General features: G+C 59.4%; 13 protein-coding genes and 2 tRNA genes. 12 read left to right on the top strand and 3 right to left on the bottom strand.

Going from position 1 to position 18,403, the window contains the following annotated elements:
* Positions 1-154 precede the first annotated feature (154 nt).
* Positions 155-1,162 carry a DUF481 domain-containing protein gene (locus P3G59_RS06380; protein ID WP_277760893.1) on the bottom strand — a complete coding sequence of 336 codons (1,008 nt, stop codon included), beginning with the start codon at positions 1,160-1,162 and terminating at the stop codon, positions 155-157.
* A 165-nt stretch (positions 1,163-1,327) separates the two neighbouring features.
* On the opposite strand from P3G59_RS06380, the gene P3G59_RS06375 reads away from it, so the two are divergent.
* The 4 genes from P3G59_RS06375 to P3G59_RS06360 all read left to right on the top strand — a co-directional run bounded on the left by P3G59_RS06375 (position 1,328) and on the right by P3G59_RS06360 (position 6,100).
* On the top strand, positions 1,328-1,681 hold the full coding sequence (locus tag P3G59_RS06375) for an MGMT family protein (protein ID WP_277760892.1): 354 nt from the start codon (positions 1,328-1,330) through the stop codon (positions 1,679-1,681).
* A gap of 43 nt (positions 1,682-1,724) precedes the next feature.
* The gene (locus tag P3G59_RS06370; protein WP_034154952.1) at positions 1,725-3,284 is read left to right on the top strand and encodes an AmpG family muropeptide MFS transporter; all 1,560 of its coding nucleotides are present in this window, start codon (positions 1,725-1,727) and stop codon (positions 3,282-3,284) included.
* 129 nt (positions 3,285-3,413) lie between these two features.
* A complete protein-coding gene (locus P3G59_RS06365) occupies positions 3,414-5,129 on the top strand; it encodes a proline--tRNA ligase (RefSeq protein WP_277760891.1) in 1,716 nt (571 codons plus the stop codon).
* 17 nt (positions 5,130-5,146) lie between these two features.
* Positions 5,147-6,100 carry a hypothetical protein gene (locus tag P3G59_RS06360; protein WP_007918633.1) on the top strand — a complete coding sequence of 318 codons (954 nt, stop codon included), beginning with the start codon at positions 5,147-5,149 and terminating at the stop codon, positions 6,098-6,100.
* Positions 6,101-6,189: 89 nt separating this feature from the next.
* On the opposite strand, the gene dinB is transcribed toward P3G59_RS06360, so the two are convergent.
* Positions 6,190-7,251 (bottom strand): DNA polymerase IV, encoded by a 1,062-nt coding sequence (gene dinB / locus P3G59_RS06355; RefSeq protein WP_277760890.1) that lies wholly within the window; start codon positions 7,249-7,251, stop codon positions 6,190-6,192.
* A gap of 280 nt (positions 7,252-7,531) precedes the next feature.
* On the opposite strand from dinB, the gene P3G59_RS06350 reads away from it, so the two are divergent.
* From P3G59_RS06350 to P3G59_RS06330, 5 genes are all read left to right on the top strand, one after another.
* Positions 7,532-7,608, top strand: a tRNA-Met gene (locus tag P3G59_RS06350).
* Between the two features lie 222 nt (positions 7,609-7,830).
* Positions 7,831-7,907: transfer RNA gene (locus P3G59_RS06345), tRNA-Met, on the top strand.
* A gap of 279 nt (positions 7,908-8,186) precedes the next feature.
* Entirely contained in the window at positions 8,187-10,826 is a 2,640-nt protein-coding gene (mprF, locus tag P3G59_RS06340; RefSeq protein ID WP_277760889.1) for a bifunctional lysylphosphatidylglycerol flippase/synthetase MprF, read from the top strand.
* Positions 10,826-12,121, top strand: a complete 1,296-nt coding sequence (locus P3G59_RS06335; RefSeq protein ID WP_277760888.1) for an AcvB/VirJ family lysyl-phosphatidylglycerol hydrolase — start codon at positions 10,826-10,828, stop codon at positions 12,119-12,121. The genes mprF and P3G59_RS06335 overlap by 1 nt, the downstream gene beginning before the upstream one ends.
* A gap of 518 nt (positions 12,122-12,639) precedes the next feature.
* Entirely contained in the window at positions 12,640-12,966 is a 327-nt protein-coding gene (locus P3G59_RS06330; protein WP_277760887.1) for a DUF3077 domain-containing protein, read from the top strand.
* A gap of 170 nt (positions 12,967-13,136) precedes the next feature.
* Here P3G59_RS06330 and P3G59_RS06325 read toward each other — a convergent pair whose 3' ends face one another.
* Positions 13,137-15,038, bottom strand: a complete 1,902-nt coding sequence (locus tag P3G59_RS06325) for a potassium transporter Kup (RefSeq protein ID WP_277760885.1) — start codon at positions 15,036-15,038, stop codon at positions 13,137-13,139.
* A gap of 290 nt (positions 15,039-15,328) precedes the next feature.
* Here P3G59_RS06325 and rimO point away from each other — a divergent pair, with 290 nt between their 5' ends.
* From rimO to P3G59_RS06310, 3 genes are all read left to right on the top strand, one after another.
* Complete coding sequence (gene rimO / locus P3G59_RS06320) at positions 15,329-16,666, top strand: 30S ribosomal protein S12 methylthiotransferase RimO (RefSeq protein WP_158957198.1); 1,338 nt, start codon at positions 15,329-15,331, stop codon at positions 16,664-16,666.
* Positions 16,667-17,026: 360 nt separating this feature from the next.
* The gene (locus P3G59_RS06315; RefSeq protein WP_277760884.1) at positions 17,027-17,500 is read left to right on the top strand and encodes a GNAT family N-acetyltransferase; all 474 of its coding nucleotides are present in this window, start codon (positions 17,027-17,029) and stop codon (positions 17,498-17,500) included.
* A 156-nt stretch (positions 17,501-17,656) separates the two neighbouring features.
* On the top strand, positions 17,657-18,367 hold the full coding sequence (locus tag P3G59_RS06310; RefSeq protein WP_277760883.1) for an rRNA pseudouridine synthase: 711 nt from the start codon (positions 17,657-17,659) through the stop codon (positions 18,365-18,367).
* Positions 18,368-18,403: the final 36 nt, after the last annotated feature.

Here is an 18,403-nt window from a genome sequence, read left to right as displayed (position 1 = left end):
TCTTTAGAAAAGAGCCCCGCCCTTAAAAGCGGGGCTTTTTTGTGGGCGCTTGTTTTCTGGGCGTAAAAAAAGATCGCAGCCTTCGGCAGCTCCTACAGAGGATTGATGTACATCCTGCAGGAGCTGCCGAAGGCTGCGATCTTTTGCTTGCGCCTTACCAGGCCACGCCAAACCCGGCGGTGTAACGGGTCTTGTTCAAATCCGCATCGTTGGTGCCGCTGATGATGTCGCGCTCGGCCTTGAGGTTGAGCGAAGCCCAGTCGGTGACCTTGTAACGCAACCCCATTTCCGCATCCAGCGCGTAGTTGGCCACATCCGACAGCGGCTTGCCGATTTCACCATTGGTGAAGAACTCGACTTTTTTGCCAATCAGATAGCGGTTGTAATCCCACTTCATGGCGACGGAATAGAAGTTGTCCTTGCTGCCATCGCGATACTCGTAATCGGTGCGGTTGAACAGCGAACCCAGCGAGAACGCGCCCAACTCGTCATCCCAGAACTGGTAGCCGGGACCGGTACCGACCACGCGTTGGCGTGCCAGCTCTTCGATGTGATCGCGTTTGTAATTCAGACGCCCCTGCCAGAACCACTTATCGGTGAGGAAGCGGTCGAGTGAGTATTCGGCGCGCCAGTTGTCGGTGGTGGTTTCGTCGTCCTGCACTTCGCGGTTGTATTCACCTTCGGCGGTGTGGCGCCAGCTCCCATGACGTGCCGAAGTCTTGAAGCCGACATCGTAGTCATCGGTGTCCTTTTCGGCGCGCTGATAGTCCAGCGCCAGGTCGACATTACCCTTCCACACCAGATCCTCGACCACCGGTTTCGGTTTGAGAATCTGCTGAATGCTCGCCAGCTCGACGGTCTTCGGCGCCTCACCGTTGGCCAGGGTGACCTTGCCATCTTCGGCAGCCGTCAGCGACTTGGACACTTCACCGGCGTAGGCATCCTGCTTGACCAGCAGGTGCTGATCGCTGTCCAGCGTCTTGACCTCTTTCCAGTCAATGCTGACCGCACCGGCATATTTGGTCTGGATCAACAGCTTGCCGCCATCGAATACGGTGATGGTGCCGCTCAACTTGTCACCGTTCTTCAACCAGACGGTGTCGGCAAGCAGGGGCGTGGACGCACTGAAAACAGCAAGGCACAGCAAGGATCTGGACAACATAAGCGAATCGAAGGCTCAAGTTTGCGGAAAAAGGTCGGCATTATCCGTAGGAATAAGACCCTGACAAGGACTGACCGGACTATTTCTGATGAGTTCATTTCTCAACTGCGCGATCACGGATTACTCTGAAAGCCATCAAACTGTTTATGTTCAGGAATCGCGTACGTGAAAGACCCGCTCGACAGCGTTGAAAACGATGCGCAAATCCGACGCACGGCGCTCTACTCGACGCTCGCCCAAGTGCCAGAAGGCAAAGTCGTCAGCTATGGTCAGTTAGCTGAACTGGCCGGGTTGGGGCGCGCCGCCCGCTGGGTCGGCCGCACCCTGAGTCAGTTGCCCGGCGATACCAGACTGCCCTGGCACCGCGTACTGGGCGCCGGCGGTCGGATCAGCCTGCCGGTGGGCAGCCCGTCGGGCGATGAACAACGGGCCCGATTGCGCCTGGAAGGCATCACCGTCCTGAACAATCGTGTGGATATTCAGCGCCATGGCTGGCGCCCGGTAGAGCACAGCGGTTAGAGTGCGCGCTTTGTTTTCGCAATCTTGAGGCAGACTTCAGCCCATGCCCCGTAAAACCTGGCGCGCCGCGCTAGCCGCTTATGCCAGTCCTTCGACGCTCGTGCTGTTGTTGCTGGGTTTCGCCGCCGGCCTGCCGTACATGCTGGTGTTTTCAACGCTTTCCGTCTGGCTACGTGAAGCGGGCGTAGCCCGTGAAACCATCGGCTATGCCAGCCTGATCGGCCTTGCCTATGCGTTCAAATGGGTCTGGTCGCCCCTGCTCGACCAATGGCGCCTGCCACTGCTGGGCAAGCTTGGCCGACGCCGTTCGTGGCTGGTGCTTTCGCAGGCACTGGTGATTCTGGGCCTGATCGGCATGGGCTTCTGCGACCCTCAAAAACACCTGTCCTGGTTGATCGCGATAGCCGTGGTCGTCGCCTTCGCCTCCGCCACTCAAGACATTGCGGTAGACGCCTATCGCCTGGAAATCGCCGAAGACAACCGCCAGGCCGCCCTCGCCGCCAGTTATATGTCGGGTTATCGCGTGGCCGCGCTGCTGGCGACTGCCGGTGCGTTGTTCTTCGCCGAGGGCTTCGGCTCCACGGGCTTCAACTATCAGCATTCGGCCTGGGCCGGCACTTACGCACTGTTCGGTGCACTGATGATTCCCGCGCTGCTGACTACGTTGTTCATGCGTGAGCCGCCGGTGCCACTGCGCACGCAGTTGCAGGCCGGACGCTACACCTTCATGCATCAGTTAATGTCGGTGTTTGTGCTGATCGTTCTACTGGTCTCCGTACCGGCGATGTTCACCCAGCTCTACAACACCGATTTCGCCAGCGTGCTGTTCGGCGGCATGAGCCCACTCGATCTGCTGCTCGAAGACCGCGCGTTCCTGCGCGCCATTCTCTATACGCTGCTCACCGGCCTGTGCCTGTCGACCATGGGTCGTCGCGGCCTCGCGCCGGTGCTGACACCGGTCAACGACTTCATTTTGCGTTATCGCTGGCAGGCGTTTCTGTTACTGGGTCTGATCGCCACCTATCGGATGTCGGACACGGTAATGGGCGTCATGGCCAACGTGTTCTATATCGATCAGGGCTTCACCAAGGATCAGATTGCCAGTGTCAGCAAGATTTTTGGCCTGATCATGACGCTGGTTGGCGCCGGCATGGGCGGTCTGTTGATCGTGCGCTTCGGCATTCTGCCGATTCTGTTCATCGGCGGCGCGGCCTCGGCCGCCACCAACCTGCTGTTCGTGATGCTCGCCGACATGGGCCCGAACCTGCAGATGCTGGTGGTGACCATTTCCCTCGACAACTTCAGCTCGGGCCTGGCGACGTCGGCGTTCGTTGCCTATCTGTCGAGTCTGACCAACCTGAAGTTCTCCGCCACGCAATACGCCCTGCTCAGCTCGATCATGTTGCTGCTGCCGCGCCTGATGGGCGGATATTCCGGGGTACTGGTCGAGAAGTTCGGTTACCACAGCTTCTTCCTGATCACCGCCCTGCTCGGTGTGCCGACGCTTGTGTTGATCGCCCTGCACTGGTTCCAGGAAAGCCGCCGCGAAGGCCCGACGCCAACGCCCGAGCCTGTGCCGACACCGGTCGCGGAAGAATCGTAAGACGTTTCGGCAACGGCGGGAGGAATCCCGCCGTCGTGCCTCTCCACTGACCTCACGCCTGTACGTCGGCAAAACTCGCCGGTACACTGCGGAGTCATTTCCAGTCATAGCAACCGACAACGGCCAACCATGCGCACCAGTCAATTTTTGCTCGCCACACAGAAAGAAACGCCTTCCGACGCGGTCGTGATCAGCCATCAGCTGATGCTGCGCGCCGGCATGATCCGCAAGCTCGCCTCCGGCCTGTACACCTGGCTGCCCATGGGCCTGCGGGTTATGCGCAAGGTTGAAGCCATCGTTCGCGAAGAGATGAACGCTGCCGGCTCTCTGGAAGTGTTGATGCCGAGCACCCAACCGGCCGAGCTGTGGCAGGAATCGGGGCGCTGGGAAGAATACGGCCCTGAGCTGCTGCGCATCAAAGACCGCCACGGTCGCGACTTCTGCGCGGGCCCGACCCACGAAGAAGTGATCACCGATCTGATGCGCAACGAGTTGAGCAGCTACAAACAGCTGCCAATCAACCTGTACCAGATCCAGACCAAATTCCGTGACGAAATCCGTCCACGCTTCGGCTTGATGCGCGGCCGCGAATTCATCATGAAGGATGCGTATTCGTTCCACGCTGATCAGGCGTCGCTGCAGGTCACCTATGACCGCATGCACCAGGCGTACTGCAACGTGTTCACCCGTCTGGGCCTGAAGTTCCGCCCGGTTGAAGCCGACAACGGTTCGATCGGTGGTGCCGGTTCGCACGAATTCCACGTACTGGCCGAGTCCGGCGAAGACGACATCGTCTTCAGCAACGGTTCCGACTACGCGGCGAACATCGAGAAGGCCGAAGCGGTGCCACGCGAAACTTCGCGTGCTGCTGCGACCGAAGAACTGCGCCTGGTCGATACACCAGACACCAAGACCATCGCGGCGCTGGTGGAAAAATTCAATCTGCCGATTGAAAAGACCATCAAGACCCTGATCGTGCGCGCCGAAGAAGAAGGCAAGCTGATCGCGCTGGTCATCCGTGGCGACCACGAACTCAACGAAATCAAGGCTGCCCAGCAACCTGGCGTGGCCAGCCCGCTGGTCATGGCCACCGATGCCGAACTGCGTGACGCCATTGGCGCCGGCGCCGGTTCGCTCGGCCCGCTGAACCTGCCGCTGCCAATCATCATCGACCGCTCGGTCGAGCTGATGAGCGACTTCGGCATCGGCGCGAACATCGACGACAAGCACTACTTTGGCGTGAACTGGGAGCGCGATCTGCCGGTTCCGACCGTAGCTGACCTGCGTAACGTCGTCGCCGGTGACCCAAGCCCGGACGGCAAAGGCACGCTGGAAATCAAACGCGGTATCGAAGTCGGGCACATCTTCCAGCTGGGCAACAAGTACAGCAAGGCGATGAAGTGCGAAGTGCTGGGCGAGAACGGCAAGCCGGTGACCCTGGAAATGGGTTGCTACGGCATCGGCGTTTCCCGCGTGGTGGCGGCGGCCATCGAACAGAACAACGATGCCAACGGCATCATCTGGAGCGACACCCTGGCGCCGTTCCAGATCGCTCTGGTACCGCTGCGTTATGAAACCGAGCAGGTGCGCGAAGCCACCGACAAGCTGTACGCCGAACTGACGGCCGCTGGCTTCGAAGTGCTGCTGGACGATCGCGACAAGAAAACCAGCCCGGGCATCAAGTTCGCGGACATGGAGCTGATCGGCATTCCTCACCGGATCGTGGTCAGCGACCGCGGCCTCGCCGAAGGCAACCTGGAATACAAGAGCCGGACCGAAGGCGAAGCGCAAGCATTGCCGGTGGCCGACGTATTGTCCTTCCTGCAGGCCCGTATCCGCCGCTGAAACCAGATAGAGACGTCATGTTCAAGCGAAACACCTTAGGCCTCGGTGGTACCGCCCTGTGCGGTGCCCTGCTGGTCAGCGGCTGTGCCAATCACATGTCACAACGCAGCGAGCACGAAGAGCGGGTCGAGCGCAAGTTGCTCGACCATAGCCTGCAGATTGATGTCGGTGAGCCTAAGGCGCTTGAGCTGCCGCAGCGACGCGTGAAGATCAACGAGCAGAAGACTTTCGAAGTCACCGAGTTCGAAGTCACCCGTCGTTACGATCGCTACACGCCTTACCAGCCTTGGCGGGAGGTCTACGAGATCCCGCTGGGCGTGGTGGCCGTGGTCGGCGGTGTGGGCGCGAACGTGGTCAACGTTTTCGCCCTCGGCAACCTGCCGGACAGCGTCACCAAGGACTGGCTGAGCTACGGTTTTGCCGGGCTCAATCCGTTCATGAACGTGCAGTCCAATGGTCGCGCGCAGCAGAACCTGGCGGGTATCGATGAAGTCCAGCGCGACAAGCGCACGGAGTATTCGAGCCTGCCGTGGAGCGAACGTCCGGTGCAGGTCAAGGCAGGCAAACAGACGTTCGACATGACCACCGATCGCAACGGTGTGCTGCGCCTGAATCTGCTCGACAGTCCGTTTGCCGAAAATGACCTCAATCATGTCGGCAAATTGCAGATCAGCGTCGAAGACAGCAAGGATGACGTGCACTCTGATTCGTCGCTGATGATCAGCAGTCATCTGCGTGGCAAGTTGCTGGAGGCGCACGGGCTGATTTACGACGATCTGGAAGACGACGAAGTGAGCCAGTGGGTACACCGGGTCAAACGTCTGTCGGAACTGGGTCTGGAGGAAGAAGCCAGCGAACTGGAACAAAGCCTGATCGAACTGACGCGTAACGATCCTGAGTTGCAGACTGAGTTTCTCAAGTCGCTGACCAAGGATGCCGGGCGTCTGGTGGCAGATCCAGGACCGAATTAAGGCCCCATAAAAGATCGCAGCCTTCGGCAGCTCCTACAGAGGATCGCGTTTCCCTGTAGGAGCTGCCGCAGGCTGCGATCTTTTGCCTTTTAACGTTCAAACAACTCCATCTGCTCAAACCCGCCACGCAAATCCTCAAGCCTGACCCCCACCCCCAACAACCGCACCGGTTTCCCGCCGCGATTGAACGCCTGCGTCAGCATCAACTGATAACTGCCCAGATCCCGCCCTGCCCCGGCCTGCTCCAAGGTCGTCTGGGTAAAGTCATGAAACTTCACTTTAACGAACGGCTTGCCCGGCCGATAACTGCTGTCGATCCGTGCCATGCGGGTTTTCAGGGTTTCCAGCAGCTCCGGCAGCCTATCCAGGCAACTGCGCAGATCCGGCAGATCAACGTCGTAGGTATTTTCCACACTGATCGACTGACGCCGACTGTCGTTGTGCACCAAGCGATCATCGATCCCACGGGCCAGGCTCCACAAGCGCTCGCCGAAGCTGCCGAATTCGCGCACCAGCGCCAGCTTGTCCCACTCGCGCAGTTGCAAGCAGTCGACGATGCCGAGTTTAGCGAGTTTGTCGGCAGTGACTTTGCCGACGCCGTGCAACTTGTTCACCGGCAAGCCGCTGACAAAGTCTTCGACCTGATCTGGCGTAATCACGAACAAGCCATTGGGCTTTTTCCAGTCGCTGGCGATTTTGGCCAGAAACTTGTTCGGCGCCACACCCGCAGACACGGTGATGTGCAATTGATTGGAGACTCGCCGACGGATGTCTTGGGCAATCCGCGTGGCACTGCCGCCGAAATGCGCGCTATCCGAGACATCCAGATAGGCTTCATCCAGCGACAGCGGTTCGATCAGGTCGGTGTAATCACTGAAGATCGTATGTATTTCTTTCGACGCTTCGCGATAGGCGTCCATGCGCGGCTTGACGATGGTCAGGTCCGGGCACAGCTTCAGTGCATGCCCCGACGCCATTGCCGAACGTACGCCATAGGCACGCGCCTCATAGTTGCAGGTCGCGATCACCCCGCGCCGATCCACCGAACCACCCACCGCCAACGGCTTGCCGGCCAGACGCGGGTCATCGCGCATCTCGATGGCGGCGTAGAAGCAATCACAGTCGATGTGGATGATTTTTCGCTGAGTCATGTCAGAAAAGGAAACGTGGCGAGCCGGATCGGCAGTATCTCACTGACACCTGTATATAGCACCAGTGGTATGAATGTTCTTTTCCGCGTGTAGGAAATCAGCTTTGAATTTATTTTCTCAATCGACGGACGACCTTCAATAGAGCTGAAAGCCTTGCTCCGCCTGCCCTGCAGCCTGAAAAACACCTGTGAAAAAACGCTAACCGATTGAACCTCAACAGATTTTATCCAGATTTAAGGTTGACACCCCGGCGTTCCTCTGTAGAATGCCGACACACAGACGCGGGATGGAGCAGTCTGGTAGCTCGTCGGGCTCATAACCCGAAGGTCGTCGGTTCAAATCCGGCTCCCGCAACCAAACATCAAAAAAGGCTACTCGAAAGAGTGGCCTTTTTTGTGCGCGTCTGCTTTGTGGATTTCCTACTCTTATAGAGAAGCGAGCCCCAAACAGGAATTCTTTGCATTTCCGAAACTTAACGCGACACCTGCGACCGTTTGACGCGAATGCACACTTATTTGACCCTTTATGGGATTAGCGGTTGACACCTCGCCGTTCGCCTGTAGAATGCCGCCACACAGACGCGGGATGGAGCAGTCTGGTAGCTCGTCGGGCTCATAACCCGAAGGTCGTCGGTTCAAATCCGGCTCCCGCAACCAAACATCAAAAAAGGCTACTCGAAAGAGTGGCCTTTTTTGTATCTGTTGAAAAAGTCCTTTCGCAACAATGATCTGTCACTGTGCAGTGAACCGCTTGGGATCTTCAGAAGTGCTCACTTGCGACTATGCTTGAGTCGCAGGCAAGACGTCTGCAATCCAGGAACTGCCCTCGCCGATACCCGGTGAGAGGCGTAGTATTTTGTGATTATTTTTTTCTACAGGGATTGGTAACTTGGCTGGATACCTCCATCCTGTCGCGCACAATCCAAGAGGTGATTGATGCGCGCCAACTCGTCTGATCCACAAGACACCGTCACAGCGGAACATCCGATCAAACCCGAGCGTTTGCGCTTGCTGGATCGGTTAAGCAAATACCGGCAACCGATTGGTCTGGCGGTCACTTTGCTGTTGTTCGCGATTGCGCTGATTGCCTGTCGACATCTGCTCGCCGAACTCGATCTCGATGCCTTGCACGACTCGATTCTCGACGTGCCGAAACCCGCCCTGCTCGGCGCGTTCGCTGCGACCGTGGTCGGCTTCATTATTCTGCTCGGCTATGAATGGTCGGCCAGCCGTTATGCCGGCGTGACATTACCGCCGCGCACGTTGGCGCTGGGCGGTTTCACCGCGTTTGCGATCGGCAATGCGATCGGTCTGTCGCTGCTGTCCGGCGGTTCGGTGCGCTACCGTTTATATGCACGATTGGGTCTGGGGGCGTCGGAAGTCGCGCACATGACCTTGTTCGCCAGTCTGTCGCTGGGCTGCGCCTTGCCGCCCCTGGCCGCACTGGCAACGCTGAGCGACCTGCCCGCTGCCTCGCAGGCGCTGGGTTTATCCGAAGGCCTGCTCGGCACAGTCGCCGCTGTCGTGCTGTTGCTTGGCGCAGTACTGGCTATCGGCATCTACCGTCGGCGCCTGCCGGAACAACCGTTGCGCGACAACCTGCTGGTCAGGGTGGGCCGCCGTACGCTGCGTTTGCCGGGCCGGCGCCTGACGTTCCTGCAACTGATCATTACCGCCCTCGACGTTGCGGCTGCCGCCACTGTCCTTTATCTGCTGCTGCCGGAAGCGCCGCCGTTTGGTGCATTCCTGCTGGTGTACCTGCTGGCATTGGCTGCCGGCGTACTCAGCCATGTACCCGGCGGCGTCGGTGTGTTCGAAGCGATCCTGCTGGCCGCTTTCGCCGACAAGCTGGGTGCCGCCCCACTGGCCGCAGCGTTGCTGCTGTATCGCTTGATCTATGTGGTACTGCCGCTGCTGGTCGCGTGCGTATTCCTGCTGATCAACGAAGGTCAGCGCCTGTTTCAGACTCAGACCATGCGCGCAGCGTCTGGTCTGGCGGCACCAATTCTGGCGGTGCTGGTGTTCTTGTCCGGTGTGGTGCTGCTGTTTTCCGGCGCCACGCCCGAGATCGACACACGTCTGGAGCACATCGGCTTTCTGATCCCGCATCGTCTGGTCGACGCTTCGCACTTCGGCGCCAGCCTGATCGGCGTGCTCTGCCTGATGCTCGCTCAGGGCCTGCGTCGTCGCCTGTCGGCAGCCTGGATGCTTACCACCATTCTGCTGCTGGTTGGCGCCCTGCTCTCGCTGCTTAAAGGCTTCGACTGGGAAGAAGCCACGCTGATGACCCTCACCGCGGCATTGCTCGGTGTATTTCGTCGCTCGTTCTATCGCCCGAGTCGTCTGACCGAACTGCCCTTCTCGCCGCTGTATCTGGTGGCCAGCCTGTGCGTCCTCGGTGCATCGACGTGGCTGCTGCTGTTCGCCTATCAAGACGTGCCGTACAGCCATCAGCTGTGGTGGCAGTTCACCCTTGATGCTGACGCGCCCCGTGGCCTGCGCTCGCTGCTCGGCGCCGCTGTGCTGTTGCTGGTGATCGCGTTGACCTGGCTGCTGCGCACCGCACGCCCGGTCATTCACTTGCCGACGCCTGACGAACTGGATCGCGCGGCGAAGATCCTGATGGCATCGTCGCAACCCGACGGTGGCCTCGCGCTGACCGGTGACAAGGCGTTGCTGTTTCACCAGAACGACGAAGCGTTCCTGATGTACGCGCGTCGGGGCCGCAGCCTTGTTGCGCTGTACGACCCGATCGGCCCTGGCCAGCAACGCGCCGAAATGATCTGGCAGTTCCGCGACCTCTGTGACATTCACCACGCCCGCCCGGTTTTCTATCAGGTGCGCGCGGAGAATCTGCCGTACTACATGGACATCGGCCTGACCGCGATCAAACTTGGCGAAGAGGCCCGGGTCGATCTGCATCGCTTTGACCTGGAAGCCAAGGGCAAAGAAATGAAGGACCTGCGTTACACCTGGAACCGTGGTACCCGCGACGGTCTGTCGCTGGAGATCCATGAGCCGGGTCAGGCGCCGATGGATGAGCTGAAAGTGATTTCCGATGCGTGGCTGACCGGCAAGAACGTGCGTGAGAAAGGCTTCTCCCTCGGCCGCTTCAGCGACGATTACCTGAAGCATTTCCGCATTGCGGTGATTCGCTTCGAAGGCCGCCCGGTGGCGTTCGCCAACCTGCTCGAGACTTACAGCCATGACCTGGCCAGCCTCGACCTGATGCGCGCGCACCCGGACGCCCCCAAGCTGACCATGGAATTCATGATGGTCGGCCTGATTCAACACTATAAGAGTCACGGATACGCGCGCTTCAGCCTGGGCATGGTGCCGTTGTCGGGGTTGCAACCCCGACGTGGTGCACCGCTGACCCAGCGTCTGGGTTCGATGGTTTTCCGCCGTGGTGAGCAGCTGTACAACTTCCAAGGCTTGCGCCGCTTCAAAGACAAGTTCCAGCCTGACTGGGAACCCCGTTATATGGCCGTGCCCGCCGGACTCGATCCGCTGGTGGCGCTGGCCGACACTGCTGCCCTGATCGCGGGCGGCTTGACTGGATTGGTGAAACGCTGATGATTCAACGCTCCCTGAAGTACATCCTGGCTGCACTGATCGTGCTGGCCGTGATTGCCGGCGGCGGTTACTGGTACCTCAAACGTCCGGCACCGGAACCGACCCTGGAACAGCTCACACCGGCCGATGGCCCGGCCATGACCCGTGTGATCCCCGGCACCAAGCCCAAGGCTCAGGTGCTGGTGGCAGTCAATGACGAACAGAAACTCAGCGACAAACAACTGAGCACCCTGAGCCGCAGCGCTTCGGCGCAGATCGTCCAGGTGATTCTGCCCAAGGACTGCCTGCTGCAAAGCCGCGCCCTGCAAACCGGCCTGCGTGAACTGAATGGCCCGGCCACTTTGGTCAGCGGCATTGGCCCGGGCGCTGTGCTGGCCTGGCGCTGGTTGTCCGAGCAGAAAGACGACAAGGCCCAAGCCGTCTCCGTCGACCTCGCCCTGGAAAAAGGTGGCTGCACGCACCTGCTGCCAAAATCTGCCGCCCACGGCCATTGGCTGGTCGCATGGAACGACAACCCGGACGACGCCAGCGCAGGTTTCGTGCGCGATCAACCGAACGCCGAAACCAGCATCAGCGACTACGACATCAACCTGCCGCAAGTGCTGAACAACGAACTGCGCAAGATCCTCGTCGGCGGCGACAAGGCCAACGGCGGTCTGGCGATCCCGGTGGTTGAAGTCCCGGCCGGTCAGGCCAAGGACACCGTGACCCTGTTCCTTTCCGGAGACGGCGGCTGGCGCGACCTCGACCGCGACGTGGCCGGCGAAATGGCCAAGATCGGCTATCCGGTCGTCGGCATCGACACACTGCGCTACTACTGGCAGCACAAAAGCCCCGAGCAGAGCGCGCTGGACTTGACCGAGCTGATGCAGCACTACCGGCAGAAATGGGGCACCAAGCGCTTCATCCTCACCGGCTACTCGTTCGGCGCTGACGTGCTGCCGGCGATCTACAACCGCCTGCCAGACACCGAGCAGCAACGTGTAGACGCAATCATCCTGCTAGCCTTCGCCCGCACCGGCAGCTTCGAAATCGAAGTCGAAGGCTGGCTCGGCAACGCCGGCAAAGAAGCCGCCACCGGCCCGGAAATGGCCAAGCTGCCACCGGCCAAGGTCGTGTGCATCTATGGGGAAGAAGAGACGGATGAAAGTGGCTGCACCGACAAGACGGCAGTCGGCGAGGCGGTGAAACTGCCTGGCGGCCACCACTTCGATGAGAACTACCCGGCGCTTGCCAAGCGGCTGGTGGATTTGATCGAGAAGCGTCAGAGCAAGGACTCGGTCGCCGAAGAGTGATCTGAAGCGCCCCACAAAAAGCCCCCGCAACTTCACGGTTGCGGGGGCTTTTTACATCTCGGACGATGAACCCATTCCCCTGTGGGAGTGAGCCTGCTCGCGATAGCGGAGTGTCAGTCACTGATTTGCAAGCTGACACTCCGCTATCGCGAGCAGGCTCACTCCTACAGGGAATTGCGTGTCCGACGTGTAGTTTTGTTTACTTCCCGTCTCTCAATATCGGATGACGCCCACAGACCTTGTAGGCAAACTCCGAATCTCATATTTGATCGGCTTGCTGCCCTGTTGCGCTGTTTTTTGACGGGATACTCTCCGGACGTCGCTGACTCATTCAGCGATCGGGTGTGGTAACCCGGAGAAACCAACACGACAGCAAGCTCATCGAGTTTTGGCGGCTGTGCGTGGGACGCTTTCGGGCGTGCCGGTTTCCTTGGTTCCCGGTTTACCACCCTGCGTACAGCTGCCTCCCTTTCGCGTGGTAACGAAAGTCGCGGCACTTCGAACCAAGGAGTAACACGATGACCGAAACTGATCAGCACGGACTCGCACACCTTAAAACCATCGGCTTCACCCCTTTCCTCTACAACTCGGATCAAGCGTTCTTCAATGTCCGCGCCGGCATCCCGATCCTCGATGCCTTGTCGCAATCCTCCGACCTGCTATATCTCGCAAAATCCTTCGCAGAAGACGCTGCCTTCATCAGAGACACCGACCGCCATGCCTGGGCCGCGCATTACCTGACGGTGATGGGCAAAGCCTTGATTGATGATGTGATTCAGGCGTTGATGCCGCGACCTGCGCGCACGAAGACCGAGTCTGAAGCAGAGATGCCTGAAAGCCTGTAGAGGTTTGAAGATCAAAAGATCGCAGCCTTCGGCAGCTCCTACATGGAATGCGAAACCTGTAGGAACTGCCGAAGGCTGCGATCTTTTGATCTGGATTTGTGGATAAAGCCAGAAACAAAAAAGCCCCCGCCAGCCACAAGGCTGACGGGGGCTTTTTCTATAACGCGAAGTTACATCTCCACCTGCGTCCCCAACTCAATCACACGGTTCAACGGCAAATTAAAGAAGCGCAAATTGCCATTAGCATTCTTCAACATGAACGCAAACAACGCTTCACGCCAACGCGCCATGCCCTCAAGTTTCGAGGCAATCACCGTTTCGCGGCTGAGGAAGTAGGTAGTGCGCATCGGGCTGAAGTCCAGATCATCCAGATGACACAACTTCAACGCCTGCGGCACGTCTGGCTCGTCGGTGAAGCCGAAGTGCAGGATCACCCGGAAGAAGCCCTCCCCGTGCGCTTCGACCTCAAAGCGTCGCGATGGCGGTACCCGCGGGATGTCTTCGTAGACCACCGTCAGCAACACCACTTGCTCATGCAACACCTGGTTATGCAGCAGGTTATGCAACAACGCGTGCGGCACGGCGTCGGAGCGTGCGGTGAGGAACACGGCGGTACCCTGCACGCGGTGCGGTGGCTGCACGCGGATGCTGCTGATGAAGATCGGCAGCGGCAGCGCGCCTTCGTCGAGGCGTTCGACCAGCAATTGCTTGCCGCGCTTCCACGTAGTCATCAGCACGAACAGTGCAATACCGGCGATCACCGGGAAGGCGCCGCCCTGCACGATCTTCGGCACGTTGGCGGCGAAGTACAGACCGTCCACCAGCAGGAAACCGATCAACACCGGCACCGCAAGGATCGGCGGCCATTTCCACAGCAGCAGCATCACCGCCGACACCAGAATGGTAGTCATCAGCATGGTGCCAGTCACCGCCACACCGTAGGCCGAGGCCAGGGCGCCGGAGGATTCGAAGCCAAGCACCAGCAGCACAACGCCAACCATCAGCGCCCAGTTCACCGCGCCGATGTAGATCTGGCCCTGCTCATCGCTGGAGGTGTGCTGGATGTACATGCGCGGAATGTAGCCGAGCTGAATAGCCTGACGAGTCAAGGAGAACGCGCCGGAAATCACCGCTTGCGAGGCGATCACCGTGGCCAGCGTCGACAGGCCGACCAGTGGAATCAACGCCCAGCTCGGCGCCAGCAGATAGAACGGGTTACGCGCCGCATCCGGGTTGTCCAGCAGCAAGGCGCCCTGACCGAAGTAATTGAGCACCAGCGCCGGCAATACCAAGATGAACCACGCCCGGGCGATCGGCTTGCGGCCGAAGTGGCCCATGTCGGCGTAAAGCGCTTCAGCACCGGTCAGCGCCAGCACCACGGCGCCGAGGATCGCCACGCCCATGCCGGTGTGCACCATGAAGAAACGCACGGCCCAGACCGGGTTCAGCGCATGCAGCACTTCCGGGGTGTGGCTGATGCCATACACGCCAAGGGCACCGAGGACGAGGAACCAGGTGACCATGATCGGCCCGAACAGAATGCCGATTCGCGCCGTGCCGTGGCTCTGGATCAAAAACAGAGCGACCAGCACCACCAACGACAACGGCACAACCCAGTGGTCGATACCCTCAAACGCCAGCCCCAGACCTTCAATCGCCGATAACACGGAAATCGCCGGAGTGATCATGCTGTCGCCATAAAACAGCGCCGCGCCGATCAGTCCGCACACCACCAGCAACGACCGCAGCTTCTTGCGATGCCCCGCCGCCCGCCGCGCCAGCGCAGTGAGCGCCATGATGCCGCCCTCGCCCTGGTTGTCGGCACGCAGGACGAACATCATGTATTTGATCGACACGACCCAGATCAGCGACCAGAAGATCAACGACAGAATGCCTAGCACGCCGTCGTGGTTGACCGGTACGCCGTAACCGCCGGAAAACACTTCTTTGAGGGTGTACAACGGGCTCGTGCCGATGTCGCCGTAAACTACCCCGACTGCCGCGACCAGCATGCTCAGCGGCTTGGTGGCCGAACCCTCGGCGCCTGCCGCATGACTACTTGCCTGACCCATCCAACACTCCTACTTCTCAGAACCGGCTTCTTTGAATGAAGCACTATGCTTTGTGGTGCAGCATGCGCTGTTTTACCTGTTGTTACAGACGTTTTGTTGACTGTAAAAAATTGGTAAAGCTCAACGGCGCGAAGCATAGCGCAGCACTCGTCGTATTTCCCGGCATAAAGCTGGTCAAGTGCGCTCCTCGCCGCTAGAATTGCGCACTTTTTGATCAGAGGCGCGCCCTAAGCGCCCATCCGTCGGCTTTCGCACCCTGAAAGCGATGTCACAAAATACCGAGGTTAGACATGTCCACCACTCCTGCGCCGGCCAATCCAAAGGTTGGCTTTGTATCTCTGGGTTGCCCGAAAGCACTGGTCGACTCCGAGCGCATCCTGACCCAGCTGCGCATGGAAGGCTATGACGTGGTGTCCACCTATCAGGACGCCGACGTTGTAGTCGTCAACACCTGCGGTTTCATCGATTCGGCCAAGGCTGAGTCGCTGGAAGTGATCGGCGAAGCGATCAAGGAAAACGGCAAGGTCATCGTCACCGGTTGCATGGGCGTGGAAGAAGGCAACATCCGCAACGTGCACCCGAGCGTGCTGGCCGTGACCGGTCCGCAGCAGTACGAGCAAGTGGTCAACGCCGTGCACGAAGTGGTGCCACCGCGTCAGGATCACAACCCGCTGATCGACCTGGTGCCGCCACAAGGCATCAAGCTGACCCCGCGCCACTACGCGTACCTGAAGATTTCCGAAGGCTGCAACCACAGCTGCTCCTTCTGCATCATCCCGTCGATGCGCGGCAAACTGGTCAGCCGTCCGGTCGGCGACGTACTTGATGAGGCCCAACGTCTGGTCAAGTCGGGCGTCAAAGAGCTGTTGGTGATCTCGCAAGACACCAGCGCCTACGGCGTTGACGTGAAATACCGCACCGGTTTCTGGAACGGCGCGCCGGTGAAAACCCGCATGACCGAGCTGTGTGAAGCGCTGAGCACCCTCGGCGTCTGGGTCCGTCTGCACTACGTTTACCCGTACCCGCACGTTGACGAGCTGATCCCGTTGATGGCCGCCGGCAAGATCCTGCCGTACCTGGACATCCCGTTCCAGCACGCCAGCCCGAAAGTGTTGAAGTCGATGAAACGCCCGGCGTTCGAAGACAAGACCCTGGCACGCATCAAGAACTGGCGGGAAATCTGCCCGGATCTGATCATCCGTTCGACTTTCATCGTCGGCTTCCCGGGCGAAACCGAAGAAGACTTCCAGTACCTGCTCAACTGGCTGACCGAAGCTCAGCTCGACCGCGTCGGCTGCTTCCAGTACTCGCCGGTTGAAGGCGCTCCAGCCAATGATCTCGACCTGGAAATCGTTCCGGACGACGTCAAGCAGGACCGCTGGGATCGCTTCATGGCGCACCAGCAAGCGATCAGCTCGGCACGCCTGCAAATGCGCATCGGCCGTGAAATCGAAGTGCTGGTGGACGAAGTCGACGAGCAAGGCGCGGTGGGCCGCTGCTTCTTCGACGCCCCGGAAATCGATGGCAACGTGTTTATTGATAATGGCAGCAATCTGAAGCCGGGCGACAAGGTCTGGTGCAAAGTGACTGATGCTGACGAATATGATCTGTGGGCTGAGCAGATCTGATCTGATCTGATCTGATCTGATCTGATCTGATCTGATCTGAACGTCAAAAGCCCCTCACCCTAGCCCTCTCCCAGAGGGAGAGGGGACTGACCGTGGTGTTCTTTCGAATGGCATCGACCTGAAATATCGAGTCGACCTCAGGTTCTGAACAGCACGAAGATCAGCTCCCTTCCCCCTCGCCCCCTCTGGGGGAGAGGGTTGGGGTGAGGGGGAAAGCTCTTCCTGACAACGGAAATAGCTAGCCGAACACCGCAACAAATACAAAAAGCCCCGCTCTTTTTACAAGATGCGGGGCTTTTTTACGGCTATCGTTTGTGGGGGGAAGGACTCCCATTACACCTGACAAAGAGGCTACCGGGCATGCGTCACCATTCGGTCATCCACACGCCGAAACTCAGCGATTACCAGGAATTGACCCGGGTCTGGGAGGCCTCGGTCCGCGCGACCCATGATTTTCTGCCGGACAGCTATATCGAGCTGTTGCGCAATCTGGTGCTCACGCGTTATCTGGATGCAGTGATGTTGATTTGCACCAAGGATCGCGAGCAGCGCATCACCGGGTTTGCCGGGGTTGCGGCGGGCAAGATTGAAATGCTGTTCATCGATCCTGACCATCGCGGACAGGGGCTGGGCAAGAAACTGTTGAATTACGCGCTGCAGCATTTGAATGCCGATGAGCTGGACGTCAACGAACAGAACCCGCAGGCCTTGGGCTTCTACTTCAAGCAGGGTTTTGAAGTGATCGGCCGCTCGGAGGTGGATGGCATGGGCCAGCCGTATCCGCTACTGCACATGCGTTTGCGTCAAAACCAGCAACGCTCCAGCAATGGCTGACATAACACAAAGCCCTGTGTAGGAGCTGCCGAAGGCTGCGATCTTGGCTTTTAAAAATCAAAAGATCGCAGCCTTCGGCAGCGCCTGTAAATGGAACCGGACTTAACCGGCGCCACACAGGTACAATGCCCACCCCTTTTTTGTTACGGCCCTGTCATGACTGACCCGATTCGCCTCTCCAAACGCCTCATCGAACTGGTGGGTTGCTCCCGCCGCGAGGCCGAGCTGTTCATCGAGGGCGGCTGGGTCACCGTGGACGGCGAAGTCATTGACGAGCCGCAATTCAAGGTCGGCGACCAGAAGGTCGAGCTCGACAAGGACGCCAAGGCCACCGCACCGGAGCCGGTGACCATCCTGTTCAACGCGCCGGCCGGCATGGACGTCGAGACTGCCATGCAGTCGCTCAGCGCCGAAACCCTCAGCGAAGAGCACCGTTTCAGCAAGCGTCCGCTGCGTGGGCACTTCCTGCGCCTGACCGCCAGTGCCGACCTGCAAGCCAAGGCCAGCGGCCTGCTGGTGTTCACCCAGGACTGGAAAATCCTGCGCAAGCTCACCGCTGACGCCGCGAAGATCGAGCAGGAATACGTGGTCGAAGTCGAAGGTGACATGGTCGCCCACGGCCTCAACCGTTTGCAGCACGGCCTGACGCACAAGGGCAAAGAGCTGCCGCCGGTCAAGGCCAGCTGGCAGAACGAAAACCGCCTGCGCTTCGCCATGAAAAATCCGCAGCCCGGCATCATCGCCCAGTTCTGCGAAGCGGTCGGCCTCAAGGTCATCGGCATCCGCCGTATCCGTATCGGCGGCGTCTCGATCGGCAAGGTCCCGGTCGGCCAATGGCGCTACCTGTCCGGCAAAGAGAAGTTTTAAGGCTTCTGCTGCCGCCACACATTCCGGCAGTGCGCC

It is taken from the genome of Pseudomonas sp. A34-9, assembly GCF_029543085.1.
Classification (GTDB): Bacteria; Pseudomonadota; Gammaproteobacteria; order Pseudomonadales; family Pseudomonadaceae; genus Aquipseudomonas.
This window is presented reverse-complemented; position numbering and strand designations above follow the sequence as displayed.

Coding starts and splice junctions, on each gene's coding strand:
- mprF (WP_277760889.1), top strand. CDS start 8,187: ATGCGCGCCAACTCGTCTGATCCACAAGACACCGTCACAGCGGAACAT.
- P3G59_RS06370 (WP_034154952.1), top strand. CDS start 1,725: ATGCCCCGTAAAACCTGGCGCGCCGCGCTAGCCGCTTATGCCAGTCCT.
- rimO (WP_158957198.1), top strand. CDS start 15,329: ATGTCCACCACTCCTGCGCCGGCCAATCCAAAGGTTGGCTTTGTATCT.
- P3G59_RS06315 (WP_277760884.1), top strand. CDS start 17,027: ATGCGTCACCATTCGGTCATCCACACGCCGAAACTCAGCGATTACCAG.
- dinB (WP_277760890.1), bottom strand. CDS start 7,251: ATGACTCAGCGAAAAATCATCCACATCGACTGTGATTGCTTCTACGCC.
- P3G59_RS06335 (WP_277760888.1), top strand. CDS start 10,826: ATGATTCAACGCTCCCTGAAGTACATCCTGGCTGCACTGATCGTGCTG.
- P3G59_RS06330 (WP_277760887.1), top strand. CDS start 12,640: ATGACCGAAACTGATCAGCACGGACTCGCACACCTTAAAACCATCGGC.
- P3G59_RS06310 (WP_277760883.1), top strand. CDS start 17,657: ATGACTGACCCGATTCGCCTCTCCAAACGCCTCATCGAACTGGTGGGT.
- P3G59_RS06365 (WP_277760891.1), top strand. CDS start 3,414: ATGCGCACCAGTCAATTTTTGCTCGCCACACAGAAAGAAACGCCTTCC.
- P3G59_RS06325 (WP_277760885.1), bottom strand. CDS start 15,038: ATGGGTCAGGCAAGTAGTCATGCGGCAGGCGCCGAGGGTTCGGCCACC.
- P3G59_RS06380 (WP_277760893.1), bottom strand. CDS start 1,162: ATGTTGTCCAGATCCTTGCTGTGCCTTGCTGTTTTCAGTGCGTCCACG.
- P3G59_RS06360 (WP_007918633.1), top strand. CDS start 5,147: ATGTTCAAGCGAAACACCTTAGGCCTCGGTGGTACCGCCCTGTGCGGT.